Source organism: Phycicoccus sp. Root563, from assembly GCF_001427915.1.
Taxonomy (GTDB): domain Bacteria; phylum Actinomycetota; class Actinomycetes; order Actinomycetales; family Dermatophilaceae; genus Pedococcus.
Window position 1 is genome coordinate 3,403,402 of sequence record NZ_LMGM01000001.1, and the last position, 15,547, is coordinate 3,418,948.

10 protein-coding genes are annotated in these 15,547 nt (G+C 73.2%); 7 read left to right on the plus strand and 3 right to left on the minus strand.

Annotation, left to right across the window (positions count from 1 at the left end; translation table 11 throughout):
• Positions 1-5: 5 nt before the first annotated feature.
• Positions 6-2,030, minus strand: coding sequence for a DUF6541 family protein (locus tag ASD62_RS16180; RefSeq protein WP_056916832.1), 2,025 nt, complete (start codon positions 2,028-2,030; stop codon positions 6-8).
• 271 nt (positions 2,031-2,301) lie between these two features.
• On the opposite strand from ASD62_RS16180, the gene ASD62_RS16185 reads away from it, so the two are divergent.
• Genes ASD62_RS16185 through ASD62_RS16195 form a run of 3 tightly spaced genes read left to right on the plus strand, consistent with a single transcriptional unit; the run spans position 2,302 to position 7,269 of the window.
• Entirely contained in the window at positions 2,302-3,825 is a 1,524-nt protein-coding gene (locus ASD62_RS16185; protein ID WP_157581514.1) for a CDP-glycerol glycerophosphotransferase, read from the plus strand.
• 10 nt (positions 3,826-3,835) lie between these two features.
• Positions 3,836-5,335: a bifunctional cytidylyltransferase/SDR family oxidoreductase gene (locus ASD62_RS16190; RefSeq protein ID WP_082580881.1), complete on the plus strand. Its 1,500-nt coding sequence runs from the start codon at positions 3,836-3,838 to the stop codon at positions 5,333-5,335.
• Between the two features lie 32 nt (positions 5,336-5,367).
• Positions 5,368-7,269 (plus strand): glycosyltransferase family 2 protein, encoded by a 1,902-nt coding sequence (locus tag ASD62_RS16195; protein ID WP_056916834.1) that lies wholly within the window; start codon positions 5,368-5,370, stop codon positions 7,267-7,269.
• Here the strand turns inward: ASD62_RS16195 and ASD62_RS16200 are convergent.
• Together ASD62_RS16200 and ASD62_RS16205 are read right to left on the minus strand one after the other, a co-directional pair.
• Positions 7,259-9,028 (minus strand): CDP-glycerol glycerophosphotransferase family protein, encoded by a 1,770-nt coding sequence (locus ASD62_RS16200; RefSeq protein ID WP_056916835.1) that lies wholly within the window; start codon positions 9,026-9,028, stop codon positions 7,259-7,261. The two genes, ASD62_RS16195 and ASD62_RS16200, sit on opposite strands and share 11 nt — an antisense overlap.
• Positions 9,025-10,935 carry a CDP-glycerol glycerophosphotransferase family protein gene (locus tag ASD62_RS16205; protein ID WP_056916836.1) on the minus strand — a complete coding sequence of 637 codons (1,911 nt, stop codon included), beginning with the start codon at positions 10,933-10,935 and terminating at the stop codon, positions 9,025-9,027. Before ASD62_RS16205 ends, ASD62_RS16200 begins: the two co-directional genes overlap by 4 nt.
• 152 nt (positions 10,936-11,087) lie before the next feature.
• On the opposite strand from ASD62_RS16205, the gene ASD62_RS16210 reads away from it, so the two are divergent.
• The 4 genes from ASD62_RS16210 to ASD62_RS16225 are packed head-to-tail and all read left to right on the plus strand — an operon-like array spanning position 11,088 to position 15,545.
• Positions 11,088-11,897: an ABC transporter permease gene (locus ASD62_RS16210; protein ID WP_056916837.1), complete on the plus strand. Its 810-nt coding sequence runs from the start codon at positions 11,088-11,090 to the stop codon at positions 11,895-11,897.
• A complete protein-coding gene (locus ASD62_RS16215; RefSeq protein WP_056916838.1) occupies positions 11,897-12,688 on the plus strand; it encodes an ABC transporter ATP-binding protein in 792 nt (263 codons plus the stop codon). The genes ASD62_RS16210 and ASD62_RS16215 overlap by 1 nt, the downstream gene beginning before the upstream one ends.
• Positions 12,685-14,733: a DUF5941 domain-containing protein gene (locus ASD62_RS16220; RefSeq protein WP_056916839.1), complete on the plus strand. Its 2,049-nt coding sequence runs from the start codon at positions 12,685-12,687 to the stop codon at positions 14,731-14,733. The genes ASD62_RS16215 and ASD62_RS16220 overlap by 4 nt, the downstream gene beginning before the upstream one ends.
• Positions 14,730-15,545, plus strand: a complete 816-nt coding sequence (locus tag ASD62_RS16225; RefSeq protein ID WP_056916840.1) for a CDP-alcohol phosphatidyltransferase family protein — start codon at positions 14,730-14,732, stop codon at positions 15,543-15,545. Before ASD62_RS16220 ends, ASD62_RS16225 begins: the two co-directional genes overlap by 4 nt.
• The last annotated feature ends 2 nt before the right edge of the window (positions 15,546-15,547 follow it).

Genomic DNA, 15,547 nt, shown 5'->3' on the forward strand with positions numbered 1-15,547 from the left:
AGGGGTCAGCGGCAGGCGTCGATCCGGTAGAGGGTGTAGTCGCCGGCTCGGCCGACGACGGAGAAGCCGGCCGCGTCCGCGACCCCGTCGATCCCGGCGTAGCGCCGCTCCTGCCCACGGCTGTCGGTCATCGACGAACCGCCGGTGAGGACGTAGCCCACCCGGTGGCGCGCGGCGGCCTGGCAGACGGCCGGGTCCTCGGCGGCACGGTCGAGGTCGGCGCCGAGCAGCTCGAGGTCCCCGCCCTCGGACCAGACCTTCTCCGTGGGGAACAGCACGCGCCGGTCGCTGGTGAGGTAGAGGTAGCTGCCGCCCTGCCACGGGTTCGCGGCGACGACGGCTCCGGCGGGCACCTTGGCGCCGAGGGTGCGCAGCGCCTCGAGGTCGGCCTCGCTGGCCCACGACTCGTCGGCCGGCGCGGAGAAGTACCCCGTGAGCGAGTGGCGGCTTGCGCCGATGTCGGCCCCGGCGGTCGCAGCGACGAAGGCGACCGCGACGAGCGCCGTCGCGGCCAGGGCCGACGTGGCCCGCCGCGACGACCCGGCGGACGCCTCGGGCGACGCGCCTCCACCGAACCGGGTGCCCATCCGGGTGCCCAGCCAGCCAGCGGCCGCGGTCAGGGCAGCCGTGGCGAGCAGGGCGGCCGGCAGGACCATGAGGGCCCCGAGCCGAGGGCTGTTGTTGTACCAGGGCCAGGTGAGGAGGCGGGTGGCACCGTCGTCGACCAGGGCGATCGCGAGGTAGAGCGCCGTCACGCCGAGGTGGGCGAGCACGACCCAGAGGTGCTGCCGTCGGACGACGAGGACGACCAGCCCCACGAGCACGACGAGCCCCGCGACCCACAGCGGGGAGAGCGCGCGGGGTGAGAGGAACAGGACGTCGACGACACCCTTGGCGTTGCTCATCTCCCGGCCCGGGGGGTTCGAGGAGCGCATGCCGACGGAGACGACGGTGGCGGCGACCCAGGCGGCCGACAGGCCGAGCAGGACGACGAGCGCCGCCCCGACCGAGAGGGCGCTCGCCACGCGTCGCGTGGACCGGAGCAGCCAGGCCCGGCGCAGCAGGGCGGCCACGACGACGAGGGCGCCGATGAGGACGAACGAGATCAGGGCGTTCGGGTGGGCGATGGCCAGTCCCGGCAGGCCGGCCAGGCCGAGCAGCAGCGAGCGCGAACGGACCGGGCCGTCGACCGCGGCGAGCAGCAGGGTGAGCGCCGCGGGCAGGAGGGCCTGGCCGAAGAGGTTGGGCCACAGCACGCCGTACCCCATGAGCCAGAAGGGGAAGGCGGCGAAGGCGACCGACGCCAGGGCGGCGCACACGGTCGTCGCCCACCCGGAGCCGAAGAGGCGACGGGCGAGCACGAGCAGGCCGATCGGCCACACGACCCCGGCCAGGGCGAGTGCGACGCAGGAGGCTGCGACGACGGGGGTGGCACCGGTGAGCTGGGCGACGGTCGCGGCGACCCCGTGGAAGGCGGCGGGGTAGAAGCCGGTGCCGCTGGGGGAGGCGTACCCGCCGGCGTGCAGGGCCGAGATGTCGTGGCCGGCCAGCATCCACTGGATCGTGCCGAGGTGGAAGATCGTGTCGGGGCTCTGCGGGAACGCGGTGGGACGGGCGGTCTCGGGGACCACGACGAGGACGGCGACGACCAGGGCGACGGCGACCCCGACGAGCAGCGACCACGGCGACCCGTCCGACGCCGCGGAGCGGCCGTCGTCGGGACCGTCGGTCGTCCCGGTTCCGTCGGGCTCGGGGCGGGACCGCAGCAGCAGGCCGACCACGGCGCAGCCGGCCAGGAGGACCAGCACGCTGACCGCCAGGGTGGCGACGCCCCAGTCCACGCCGACGATCCCGGCGACGATGCCGCCCCCGGCGACGGCCGTCGTCGTGAGCAGGGGACCGGTTCCCAGCGCCGTGGCCCAGCGGAGCCCGGCCAGGCGGGCGCCCACCGCTCCGGGGAGCACGAGCAGGAGCGCGGCGACGGCCACGACCGGCACGGCCTCGAGCCACGTGGTGGAACCGAGGGCCATCAGCGCCGCGCCATCGTCACGGGGGGCCCCGGTACGGCACCGGGGACGGGCCGACGCGTCGCTGGGGTCATGGGCGACAGCATACGAGCGGCGCGACGCAGTGCCGGGCACCCGACCCCGGCGCCGCGGGATCCGGGGCTGGCCGGGTCGCTGGCGATATGCTGCGCGGGCCCTGCCGCCGCACCGAAGAGGACCGCATGCCCACCACCGCGCGAGGCCTGCCGTGCCGGCGGTGCCCGCTGTGAGGTCGTGGTCCGGCACCCTCCGTGCGGTGCTGCGCCAGTCCGCCGCCGACGGCCCGGCCACCCCGGGGTGGCTCACCGTGCCCCGGCTGCTGGCCCTCACGGCCCTCACCGCGGCCTGGGTCGCGCAGCGCCCCGACGACGCCCTCGTCTGGCTGGTGGCCGGCGTGCTGCTGGTGGCCACCGCCGTCGAGCCGGTCCTGCGCCGGCTGCTCCCCGTCCCCGCCGCCGTCCAGCTCCCCGGCTGGACGCCGCCCACCGTCGCCGTGGCGCGGTTCGTCGTCCCGGCGGCCCTCGTCGCCCTCCTGGTCGTCCTCGTCGCGGCGGCCGGGGCGCTGACGCCGTGGGTCTTCGGCGTGGCCGCCGTCGTCCAGGGGGTGCCCCTCCTGCTCGCCACGGCCCAGGCGCTGCGCGCGTATGCCGCGCGGCCGGCCGCCGCAGCCGCCCTCGGTCGCGCGGTGGCACAGGTGGCGCCGGAGTTCGTCCTCTACACCGCCCGCCGTGGTGGCGCCTACCAGCTGCAGATGTGGCTGCCCCACCTCGAGGCGCTCGGCCGACCGTTCCTCGTGGTGACGCGCGACCCGGCGGCCCTCGCACCGCTCGCGGAGGTGACGACGGCTCCCGTGGTCGCGTGCCCCACGTGGCGAGACCTCGACCGGGTGGTCGTCCCGAGCCTGCGCGCGGCGTTCTACGTCAACAGCGTCGCGGCCAACGCCGACTTCGTGACCTACCGGCAGCTGACCCACGTCTACCTCGGCCACGGCGAGTCGGACAAGGCGCTCTCGCACCACCCCGCGCACGCCATGTACGACCTCGTCTTCGTCGCGGGGCAGGCCGCGGTCGAACGGTACGCGCGGCACGGAGTGCAGGTGCCCGCCGACAAGTTCGTCGTCGTCGGCAACCCGCAGTCTGCCGCGGTGGAGCCCGTCGACACCGTCGCGGGCTCCTCGGACGGTCGCCCCGCCGGTGCCGTGCTCTACGCGCCCACGTGGCAGGGCTACAACGACGACTCGTCCTACTCCTCGCTGGGCCACGGGGTGCAGGTGGTGCGCGCCCTGCTCGAGCTGCCGGGTCCCGTCGTGTTCCGCCCGCACCCGTTCTCGCGCACCCGCGCCACCGAACGCGGCCACGTCGCCGCGGTGGAGGAGCTGCTCGCCGCGGACGCCCGGGCCACGGGACGTGCCCACGTGTACGGCGTGGACGAGCCGTTCGCGGCCAGCGCCAACCGCGTGGTCGCGATGGTGGGCGACCTGTCCAGCGTCGTGACCGAGTTCCTGGCCTCGGGCAAGCCCCTGGCGCTGGTCACCGACGGTGAGCCGGACTTCGCCACGCGCAACCCGGTCGCACGGGCGGCATACCTCGTCGCACCGGACCTGGCGGAGCTGCCGGCCGTGCTGGCCCGCATGCTCGGCGACGACCCGTTGCGCGAGGAGCGGGTGGCGGTGCGCCGCCACTACGTCGGGGCCGAGGGGGACCAGGCGTTCGCCCGGGCGGTCCTCTCGCTGCTCGACGCACCGCGCGGGGCTGACAGCCGCTCGCGCCACAGCCGGTAGGGTCTGGCGCGTGACAGCGTTGCGCACGGTTGCCGTGGTCCTTGCCGGTGGAGTCGGGAGCCGGGTGGGACTCAGCATCCCCAAGCAGCTCATCAAGATCGCCGGACGGCCGATCATCGAGCACACGATCGAGGTTCTCAACAGCAGCCCGCTCGTGGACGAGATCATCGTCATGATGACCCCCGGGTACCTCGACCCGGTGCGCGCCATCGTCGCCAACGGCGACTACACCAAGGTCACCCAGATCCTCGAGGGCGCCGACACCCGCAACGGCACCACCGGTCGCGCGCTGCAGGCGCTCGGCGCCGAGGAGTGCAACGTCCTCTTCCACGACGCCGTGCGACCTCTGCTCAGCCAGCGCATCGTCCGCGACTGCGTGGCCGCGCTCGAGACGTACGAGGCCGTCGACACCGCGATCCCGTCCGCCGACACGATCATCTCGGTCACCGACCAGAGCGAGATCAGCGACGTCCTCAAGCGGTCCGAGCTGCGCCGTGGCCAGACGCCCCAGGGCTTCCGCAAGTCGGTCATCTCGCGCGCGTACGAGCTCGCGTCCCAGGACCCGAACTTCACCGCCACCGACGACTGCACCGTCGTCCTGCGCTACCTGCCCGACGTGCCGATCGCGGTCGTCGCGGGCGACGAGCGCAACATGAAGGTCACCGAGCCCATCGACGTCTACCTCGCCGACAAGCTCTTCCAGCTCACCAGCCACGACCTCCCGCAGGACCACACCGACGACGAGTTCGGCGAGGTGCTGCGCGGCAAGACCGTCGTGGTCTTCGGCGGCAGCTACGGCATCGGCGCCGACATCGTCTCGCTCGCGGAGCGGTTCGGTGCCACCGTGCGCGCGTTCAGCCGGTCCGGCACCCGCACCCACGTCGAGCGCCGCGCCGACATCGTCGCCGCGCGCCAGCAGGTGCTCGCGGAGACCGGCCGCGTCGACTTCGTCGTCAACACCGCCGGGGTGCTGCCCCGCGGGACGCTCGAGGAGACGACCGAGGAGACCATCTACGCGGCGACCGAGGTCAACTACATCGCGCCGATCCTCATCGCCCAGGAGTTCTACCCCTACCTGCGCGAGTCCGGTGGAGCCCTGCTGCTGTTCACGTCGAGCTCGTACACCCGTGGCCGTTCGGGCTACAGCCTCTACTCCTCGGCCAAGGCCGCCACGGTCAACCTCACGCAGGCGCTGTCCGACGAGTGGGCCGTCTCCGGGGTGCGCGTCAACTGCGTCAACCCCGAGCGCACCGGAACCCCCATGCGCACCAAGGCTTTCGGCCAGGAACCTGCTGACAGCCTGCTCGAGTCCGAGACCGTCGCCCGGGCCGCCCTGCGGGTGCTGGTGTCCGAGCTGACCGGTCACGTCATCGACATCCGGCGCGCCGACCCTTTCACCTCGCACGAGCTCACGGCCGCGCTCGCCGACGACATGCACCAGACCGAACCGCACGACGAGATGCCCGAGGACGCGGAGGCCGCCGCCAGCGGTTCCGCGCCGGGCCAGTAGCCGGCGACGCGTCGGAGCGAGAGGAGTACACGGTGTCCGTCAAGGTGAGCGTCGTGGTCCCGGTCTACAACCCGGGCCCGTACATCGACCCCTGCATCGAGTCCCTCCTGGGCCAGACCATGGCGGCGGAGGGCCTCGAGCTGATCTTCGTCGACGACGGGTCGACCGACGACTCGCTCGCCAAGCTCCAGGCCGTGGCGGCCCAGCACCCGCAGGTCACCGTCATCCCGATCCCCAACTCCGGCTGGCCGGGCAAGCCCCGCAACACCGGGGCCGACCAGGCCAAGGGCGACTACGTCATGTTCGTCGACCAGGACGACACGATGGAGCCCGAGGCGCTCGAGCGGATGCACACCCTGGCCGCTGCCAACGGCGCCGACGTCGTGCTCGGCAAGGTCATCAGCGACTTCCGCGGCGTCAACCACGAGGTCTACCGCACGCACCGGCCGTCGTGCACCGTCTTCGACGCCCCGCTCATGGAGAGCCTCACGCCGCACAAGATGTTCCGCGCGGACTTCCTGCGGGAGAAGGGGATCCGCTACCCGGAGGGGCCGCGCCGCCTCGAGGACCAGCTCTACATGGCGAAGGCCTACTTCGCCGCCTCCGCCGCGACGATCGTCGGCGACTACGTCTGCTACCGCTACCTGCGCCGTCCCGACGGGGGCAACGCCGGGTCCAAGCGGTTCGACCCGGCCGTCTACTACGGCAACCTCCGCGAGGTGCTCGACGTCGTCGACGCGCACACCCAGCCGGGCGAGGAGCGTGACCACTTCTACCGCCGCTTCCTGCGGGTCGAGCTGCTCGGGCGCCTCGGCGGGGGCAAGGTGCTCAAGCACCCGGAGGAGTACTTCGACGCCCTGCTGCGCGAGGTCCGCGCGCTCCTCGAGGAGCGGTTCCCCGCCTCCGTCGACGCCGGTATGGGTGCGGCCATGCGGGTGCGGGCCGGCATCGTCCGCGCCGGTGACCGCGAGCAGATCATGGACCTGGCCCGCGAGTACAACGCGGTCAAGGCCGCTGCGGTCCTCACCGGGATGCGCTGGGCCGGCTCGTCCTTCGAGCTCGACGTCGAGGTGCGGCTGACCCACCGTGGCAAGCCGCTGGTGCTCGAGGCCCGTGACGGCCGGCTGTTCCTGCCCCGCGCCGTCGTCGGCACCGCGTGCACCGACGACGAGCGGCGCGTCGACGACCAGCTCGACGCGGCGTACGGCGACGTCGTGCTGCGCCACCGGGAGCTGCGCGACGAGTGGTACCTGCCGCAGCCGCTCGAGGTGACGCTGGAGCAGTCCGGCGCCGGGCAGGAGGTGGTCTGGCGGGGCACCGCGACCGTCGACCCGGCCAGGGCAGCCGCTGGCCGGGCGCTGCGCGAGGGCAAGCAGGACTTCTACCTGCGGCTCGGTGTCTTCGGCTGGGCCCGCCAGCAGCGACTGGGCGCCGACCGGCGCGCCGGCATCGTCGTCCCCGACCTCTTCGCGGAGCCGGGCGGACGCCTCGTCGAGCGGTTCGACACCGACCCGCACGGCAACCTCAGCCTCAACGTGGACATCCCCAAGGACCGCGCCCGGGTCCTCATCGCGCGCACCTCGGTGCGCTCCGCATCGCGGACGCGGGTGGAGCTGGCGCCGAACGTGCACCTCGCGCAGGACGGTGGCAAGGGCACGCTGGGCCTGCGCCGGGCGGACGGCCACCGCACGTCGTGGCCGGTGGTGACCGGCGGCCAGACCTGGGTGGCCTCCGCCCCCGAGGGCGAGTCGTTGCGTCCTGGCACCTACGAGCTGACGCTGTCGGCGCCCGGGCCCTGGGGGGCCGTGCGGCTGCTCGAGGTCGTCGTCGTGTCACCCTTCGGCGTCTCGTCCCGTCGGGCCACGGCCGGGCCGACCACGACGGAGCGGCTGACCGGTCTCGCCGCGCGGGTGCGCCGTTCCCTCAAGGGCTGACGACGGGGCGCCCCCACGTGCTGACGGCCTCGTCGAAGGCGCGGTCGAACCGGGCGACCGGGTCCTCCGACTGGTCGCCGAGCAGGTAGGCCCGCGTGCGGGTCCGCTCCTCGCTCAGCGAGTCCGACTCGCGGGCGTCCTGCACGAACCCGGCGATGTCGCTGCCGTCACCCATGAGCACGTACGCGCCTGCGGCCGAAGGGAACTCGAGGCGGAACTGTTCGGCGCTGGTGGTCCCGAAGTGCGTGACGACATACGGCTTGCCGGAGGCCAGGAAGTCCGTGATGACGCTGGAGATGTCGCTCACGAGCAGGTCGGCGCGGTTGAAGGCGCTGTACAGCCCCTCGGAACCGGTGACGACCTCGTGCGGATGGCCGGCCGCGGCGACGAGGTCCTTGAGCGAGTCCACCTCGTCCCCGAACGCCGGGTCGTCGGTCCCGGTGCCCGGGTGTGGCTTGAACAGCACCCTGACGCCCGGCACGGCCAGCAGCGTCTCGAGCAGGACCCGCCCCTGGCTGAGGATGGAGGAGTACTCCCACTCGGCGAAGAAGCCCTCACGGGTGGGGGCGTAGAGGACGGTGTAGTCCCACTCGCCCTGCCCGTCGTCGCCGTGGTGGTCCTCGGCGAGCGGGGCGGCGACCCGGTGGATCTCGGCCAGCTGGGGTCGGCCGATCTCGCGCACCTGCTCGTCGCGGACGCCGACGTCGGCGATGCGGTAGCGGTCGCGAGCGGCGGGGCCGCTGACCCACGCCTCGTCGAAGATGCGGGTGAGGACCGTGGCGCTGCCGCCCTTGTCGCTGTCACCGTGCCCGACGAACACGTCGACGATGCCGGGCAGGCGCAGGAGGTGGTTGTTCGTCGCGACGTTGGACGGGTAGAGCGCGATGCGGACCGAGGGCGGCACGACCCGCTCGATGTCGCCGGGTCGGCTCACCATGACGACCGGCAGGGTGTCGGTGGACACCAGGGGCTCGTTCCACGGCTCACGCACCAGCACGACGACCCTGCGGTCGACCAGCTCCAGGGTCGGCATCCACACGTTGGCGATGTAGCCGATGGCCTCGGGCCGGCTGTAGTAGAAGAGCGCCTCGGGGGAGAGGTCGCGCAGGGCGTCGGCGAGCAGGTCGACCGTCTTCTCGTGGGGGGTGTCGTTCCGCGCCCGCAGGGCGTCGACCAGGGCCAGCACGACGAACAGCACGCACACCACTCCTGCGACCGCCGAGGCGATCGCGATGGCGGCGCGGGGCCCGTCCGCGAGGGGGACCACCACGCCCACGACCATGGCGAGGGTGGCCGCCGAGATCCACCGCTGTCCCTCGCCCAGGAGCGCAGGTGCCAGGGGAGGGTTGCGGACCACACCGGGGACCTCGAGGTTGCGCCACGAGACCGGCGAGAGCCGGTGGGCCACCGCGTCGGTGACGAGGACCTGCAGGGCCAGGCGCGAGAGCCACACCAGGGCGAGGGTGACGGCGACGAGGACCACGGTGCCGTGGTCGTCACCGAACGCCGCGACGGCCAGGCCCCCCAGCAGCAGGCCGCGCAGTCCGGTCCGGACGGTCAGGCCGGCCCCGAAACCCTCGAGCGCGCGGGCGACGGCCGCTCGCTGGCGCACCACGGCCTCGCCGAGGAGACCGACGAGCGTGCCGAAGACGAACACCACCGCCGCGAGCAGCGGGTGGGAACCGGCGAGGGGCAGGGCGGCGGCGAGCAGGGCGAACCCGGCACCGAGCACCCCGATGACGGGCAGGTAGGTCTTCACGCGTCCTCCTGGACGGCCTGGGTCCAAACGGCCTCGGTCTCCACGGCCTGGGACTCCACGGCCTGGGACTCCACGGCCTGGGACTCCACGGCCTGGGACTCCACGGCCTCGGCCTCGATCGCCTGGACCTGGGCCGCCTCGACCGCCCGGTCGAGGGCCCGGTCGCTGCGGCCGATGGCCCGGGTGACCTCGTCGGTGAACCGGGCGATGGGGTCGGCGACGGGTTCGCCGAGGAAGTACGTCGCGAGCTCGAGCCGGCGGGGTCGCAGGGTGTCGGGTCCGGCGGCGTCCTCGATCGCCGCGAGGAGGCCGGAGACGTCTCGACCGATGACCCCGCCCCCGGCGGTGCTGGGGAACTCCGCGTGGAACCGGGCCAGCGGGACGTCCTCGGGGTTGGTCACGAGGTAGGGCTTGCGGGAGGCGAGGAAGTCGGCGACCACGCTGGAGATGTCGGCGACGAGGACGTCGGCCTCGTTGAACGCACGGTAGAGCGCGTCCGGTTCGGTGCCGACGACCTGGTGGGGGCCGGAGGACAGGCGGCGCTCGATCGCGGCCCGCGCGGTGGCGGCCTTCTCCAGCCGGGTGCCGGTGGCGGGGTGCGCCTTGAACAGCACGCGGATGTCGCGGTCGGACGCGAGCAGCGCGTCGACGATCCGCTCGCCCATGGGCGCCACCGAGGAGTAGTTGACCCCTTCGAAGTTTCCCTCCCAGGTCGGGGCGTAGAGCACCGTCAGGGGAGAGGCCTGCTGCGCGCCGTCGGGGACGGCCTCGATGTGCGCGAGCTGCGGGCGGCCGACGGTGACGAGCTGGTCGGGCCGCACGCCCTCGCCGCGCTGCAGGTAGCGGTCGCGGGCGGCCTCGCCGGCCACCCAGATCTCGTCGAACACCCGGTGCAGCGGGCTGTAGGTCACCGACTTGTCGCCGTCACCGTGGTTGATGAAGACGTGGCGCAGGCCGCGCAGCCGGATCATGTGGTTGTTCTTGATGACCGTCGTCGGGTAGAGCGCCACCCGCATCGACGGCAGCTGGAAGGCCTCGATGTCCTGCGCGCGGGGCAGCACCAGCACCGGGGTGCTCGTGGGCAGCAGGTCCTCGAGGTGGCGGCTCTCGCGGATGAAGATCACCGTGGGCTGCTCGATGCGGTCGATCGTCTCGAGCCAGACGTTGAGCTGGTAGGTGGTGTCGGGGCCGCCGCTGAAGTACACGACGACCTCGGGGGCGAGCTCCTGCAGGGCCGCGAGGACCCTGGCCTTCTCGTGGGCGGGGGTGGCCAGCCGGCCGACCAGGCGACGCCGGGCGAGCCCGCGCTGGATGACGAACACCGCGCCGGCCACGACGAGGAGCAGGGCCACCCACACCGGCCACGTCGCGTCGAGGGTCCACGACAGCCACAGCCCGACGACGAGCGGCACGTCCACGTGGAGGGCGAACCGCGCGCCCGAGACGGTCCAGAGGCGAGGGAGCGTGGTGGGCAGGATCTGCGGGCCGCTGTCGGCCCCGTCGACGTCCAGACCGCGCCACCAGACCCGGCCGCGCCGCATACGCCGGTTGCGCGCCCCCACCACCCGGTATGCCGCGTGGCCGGCGTGGACGACGACCACCGCGGCGAGCGCCGCGGTCACCGCGAGCGGGGAGGGGTGGGTGATCAGGGCCCAGCCCAGGAAGGCGACGGCCTCGCGGAAGAGGTGCCGGTGCGGCGGGGCCATCTCGCGCTCGTTGAACCAGATGACGGCCCGCGGGTCGACCCGGTAGAACGAGGCGTCCGTGACGTAGTTGACGACCAGGGCCGCCCCCAGGAGCCAACCCTGCTCGGCCAGCGCCGCCAGCAGCATCACCGCCGAGCTGAGCACCCACAGGAGGCTGACCAGGACCTCGCTCCTGCGCAGGGCCGATGCCAGTCGAGTCATGGTGTCCGTTCGTCGGTCGCGGGGGTCGTCCCGGCTCTCCACCGGGCTGCGCCGAGGATACCGGGGTGGCGTACCCTCGGTCGTCGGGCCGACGCGAGATGATGCCCACCGGCAGGCGAGGCGGGCAGGCACCCCACGACAGGCAAGGACCCATGAAGCTGATCACGCGAACCCAGGCGATCCTGGCCCGGCGCAGCGTGCTGTGGACGCTCGTGATCCGCGACCTGCGGGTCCGCTACTCCCGCAGCGTCCTCGGGTACCTCTGGACGATCCTCGACCCGCTCCTGATGTCGTCGGTCTACTTCGTCGTCTTCGTCTTCATCCTCAAGCGCAACAACCTCGGGCACGAGCCGTACTTCATGTTCCTCGTCATCGGCCTGCTGTCCTGGCAGTGGTTCTCGGGCTGCCTGACCGACACGTCGCGCGCGCTGATCCAGGAGTCCAAGCTCGTGCGCTCCACCAACCTCCCGCGCGAGATGTGGGTGCTGCGGGTGGTGCTGTCCAAGGGGATCGAGTACCTGCTGTCGCTGCCGGTCCTGGTGTTCTTCAGCATCGTCTACCTCGTCAAGGGCCAGCTGCACGTCAACTGGTGGGTGCTGCTGTTCCCGCTCGCGATCGTCCTGCAGGCCGTCGCCCTGACCGGCATCGGCCTGATCCTCGCGCCGGTGACCGCCCTGGTGACCGACACCCAGCGGGTCGTGCGCATCGCCACCCGGGTGATGTTCTACGCCACCCCGGTGGTCTACGCCGGACACCTCGTGCCCGCGCCCTACGACAAGGTCACCTGGCTCAACCCCCTCGCCGGGATCCTCGAGATCATGCGGGCCGGGCTGTTCCGGCACGACAGGTTCCCCATCCTCTGGGGGGCGATCGGGACGTCGGTCGTGGTGTCGTTCGCCCTGCTGGTCGCGGGGTTCGCCGTCTTCTCGCGCCTCGAGCGCGCCGTGCTGAAGGAGATCTGATGGCTGCCCACGACGCCCAGCCCCTCAGCTCCGGGTCCGCCGGCTCCGAGCCCGTCATCTCCGTGCGCGACCTCGGGATCGAGTTCTACCGCTCCCGGCGTCGGCGCATGCAGCTGCGCGAGATGCTCTTCCACGGTCGCAGCGGCGCCACGAAGCAGACCTTCTGGGCGCTGCGGAACATCAGCTTCGACATCCACGCCGGTGACGCCGTCGGCCTCGTCGGCGGCAACGGCGGTGGCAAGAGCACGCTGTTGAAGATGATCGCCGGCGTGCTGCTGCCCGACGAGGGCTCGGTGGAGGTGCGTGGCGGGGTCGCGCCGCTCATCGAGCTGACCGGTGGCTTCCTCGGCGAGCTGTCGGCCCGCGACAACATCCACCTCACGGCGGGTCTGCACGGGCTGGGCAAGGCCGAGATCGAGGAGCGCTTCGACGACATCGTCGACTTCGCCGGTCCCGAGGTGCGTGCCGGCCTCGACACCCCCTACCGCCACTTCTCCTCGGGCATGAAGGTCCGGCTCGGGTTCGCGGTGGTCACCACGCTCGACGAGCCGATCATCCTCGTGGACGAGGTGCTGGCCGTCGGCGACCGGGCGTTCCGCGAGAAGTGCTACCAGCGGATGGAGTCCCTGCTGGGTGACGGCAAGACGCTGTTCCTCGTGTCGCACTCCGAGCGCGACCTGCGCCGGTTCTCCACCCGCGGGATCTACCTCAAGCGCGGTCAGCTGGCGATGGACGGTCCCATGGAGGACGTCCTCGACCGCTACAACCACGACCTGGACGCCGGGGCGTGACCTCCGGCACCGAGCGCGTTCAGCCCGCCGAGCCCACCGTCGGCAACGCGACGGCCCGGGCGGTCCACGGCCTGAGCGCCGGTGCCGACGTCGTCGTCCTCGGCGGCGACGGTGGGTCGGCCCTCACGCAGACCCTCGCCCTGCTCGGCATCTCGAGCCCCCCGGTGGTCCTCGGCGGCCCCTTGTCGGCCCAGCTCGGCGGTCTGGCCGACGCGCTCGCCCGCACCGGTGACGCACCGGCCGTCGTCGCGGCCCACGACCTCGGCATCTCCCCGGTGGCCCTCCTCGACCTGCTCGACCGCCCCGGGGTCCGCACCGCCGCCCTCGTGGCCGACCCGTACGCACTCGCGGAGGGTGCGGACCTCGCGACCCCGGCCCGTGTCGGGCACGACGGGAAGCTGGTCGAGTCCGTGGGCACGTCGGCGCACGAGGTGACCGCGCCCAACCGGGCGCTCCCCGGTGTCCTGCGGGTCAGCGGCCCCGACCGTGCCGAAGCCGCTCGGCTCCTTCGCGCCGCAGCGTCGTCGGCCGACGGGTGGGGGTCCGACGCGGTGGCCGTCGCCACCCTCGTCCTCGTCCGGGGCGGGCTCACCGTGCAGGCCGGCCCGCTCGGGCCGTTCGACTGGTCGCGCCCGGGGGTGCGCGCCGTCGGGGCGGCGGGGGAGCCGTGGCGGCAACGCCTCCGCGGCGCCTCCCGCGGTGGTGACGGCTTCTTCTCCACGTATGCCGTGCGCCCCCTCTCGAGGCGGCTCACCGGGGTGGGCCTGGCCCACGGGTGGACCCCGAACGTCGTCACGGTCATCTCGCTCGCCTTCGGCCTGGTCGCCGCGCTGCTCGTGGCGACCGGAGCCTGGTGGGCCTGGGTCGTCGCCGCGGTGCTGCTCCTCGTGGCGCTCGTCGTCGACTGCGTGGACGGCGAGATCGCGCGCTTCACCCGGCGGTTCAGCCCGCTCGGTGCCTTCCTCGACGCGGTCGGCGACCGCGTCAAGGAGTACGCCGTCCTGGCCGCCGTCGCAGCGGTCGCGGTCCGCCAGGGCTCGGACGGCTGGCCGGTGGCGCTCGCGGCGATGGCCGTGGTGACGCTGCGCCACCTCGAGGACTACGCGTACGAGCACCGGCTGAGGGGTTCGCGGCGCAGCCGGCCCGACCTGCTCCCGGTCGACGTGCCCCGCGACCTCGGTCCGCAGGCGGCGCGCACGACCTTCGCACCACCCCCGAGCACCCGGACGCAGGTGGTGCACTGGACCAAGAAGGTGGTCCACATGCCCATCGCGGAGCGCTACCTCCTGATCTCCCTTACCCTGCTGACGCACCGGCCGATGCTCGTCCTGTGGGTCCTGACCGTCGCCGTCGCGGTGGCCGTGGCGTGGACCCAGGGCGGTCGGGTGGCCGCGGTCCTCGCGGGCCGCGACCGGACCTGGGCCTCCGTGGAGCAGGCGACCGGACGCGGTGACCTCGACGAGCAGCTCGACCTCGGACCGCTGGCGGTGGCCGTCTCGCGCGCACTGCGGGCGCCGTTCCTCGTCGGCCTGCTGGGGGCGGTCGTGCTCGTCGTCGCCGTGCCGTGGGTCGTCTGGTCGGGGCACGTAGGCGTCGGGCTCGTCGTCGCCGTGGTCGGGTTCGTGGCTGTCGCCGCGGCCTGGCAGCCGCCGGTGCACCACCGCCTCGCCTGGCAGGCCCCGGCCGCCCTGTGGGTGGCAGAGGCCCTCACCGTCGGCGTCCTCGTCCACCACACCCTCGACTCCTGGTCGGCCGCCGCGTTCGCGTATGTCGCCGCCATCGCCTACCACCGCTACGACGTCGTCTACCGGCTCCGCGACACCGGCACGCCACCCGCCTCGTGGGTGGCGGTGGCAGGCCTGGGCACCGACGGACGTCTCGTCGTCCTGCTCCTCGTGGCCCTGCTCGCCCCCGGGGCGGTCGTCCCCCTCCTGTGGGTGTCGGCGGTCGCGCTCGCCGCCGTCTACCTCGCCGAGTCCTTCCTCGGCTGGCGTCGGTGGATCGCCGCCCAGCCCGACCCCCTGCGAACAGGATCGCCGGCATGAGCCAGCTCGCCCACGACCCCTCCGACGACCGGCCCACGATCGCCCAGCTCAAGGCCGTGGCGCAGCCCCCGGAGCACATCGCCCGCTACAACGCCGAGCACTGGGCCGGGGCCCTGTACATCCGGCACCTGTCCATCTACGCGACCCGGGTGCTGCTGCCGACCCGGATCTCCCCGAACGGCGTCACCTGGCTGATGATCGCCGTGGGCGTGCTCGGGGCCCTTGCCCTGCCGCTGCCGGGAGTCGTCGGCCCACTGGTGTGCGTCGTGGCGATGCAGCTGCAGATCCTCCTCGACTGCAGCGACGGCGAGGTGGCCCGGTGGCGCCAGCGGTTCTCGCCGGCCGGGATCTACCTCGACCGGATCGGCCACTACCTGACGGAGGCCGCGATCCCGGCCTTCCTCGGCCTGCGCGCCGACGGTTGGTCGCTCGCCCACCCGCTCGACGCCGGCGGCTGGACCGTCCTCGGGCTCCTCGTGTCGGTCGTCGTGCTGGTCAACAAGGCCTTCACCGACCTCGTGCACGTGGCGCGCGCCAAGACCGGTCGCCCCATGCTGGAGGACGTCGCGGCCACCACGCGGTCCAAGGTGTCCGGCCTCGCCGCCGTCCGCAGGGCGATGGGCTACCTGCCGATCTTCCGGGCCTTCGTCGCCGTCGAGGCCTCGCTCCTCGCGCTGGTCGCCGGGGTCGTCGACATCGCCCACGGCGACCTCCTCGGCACCCAGGTGCTCGTCGTCGTCATGGTGCCGCTGGCCCTGGTGACCGCGGGTGGCCACCTGCTCGGGGTCCTCACGAGCTCGAGGCTGGACTGACC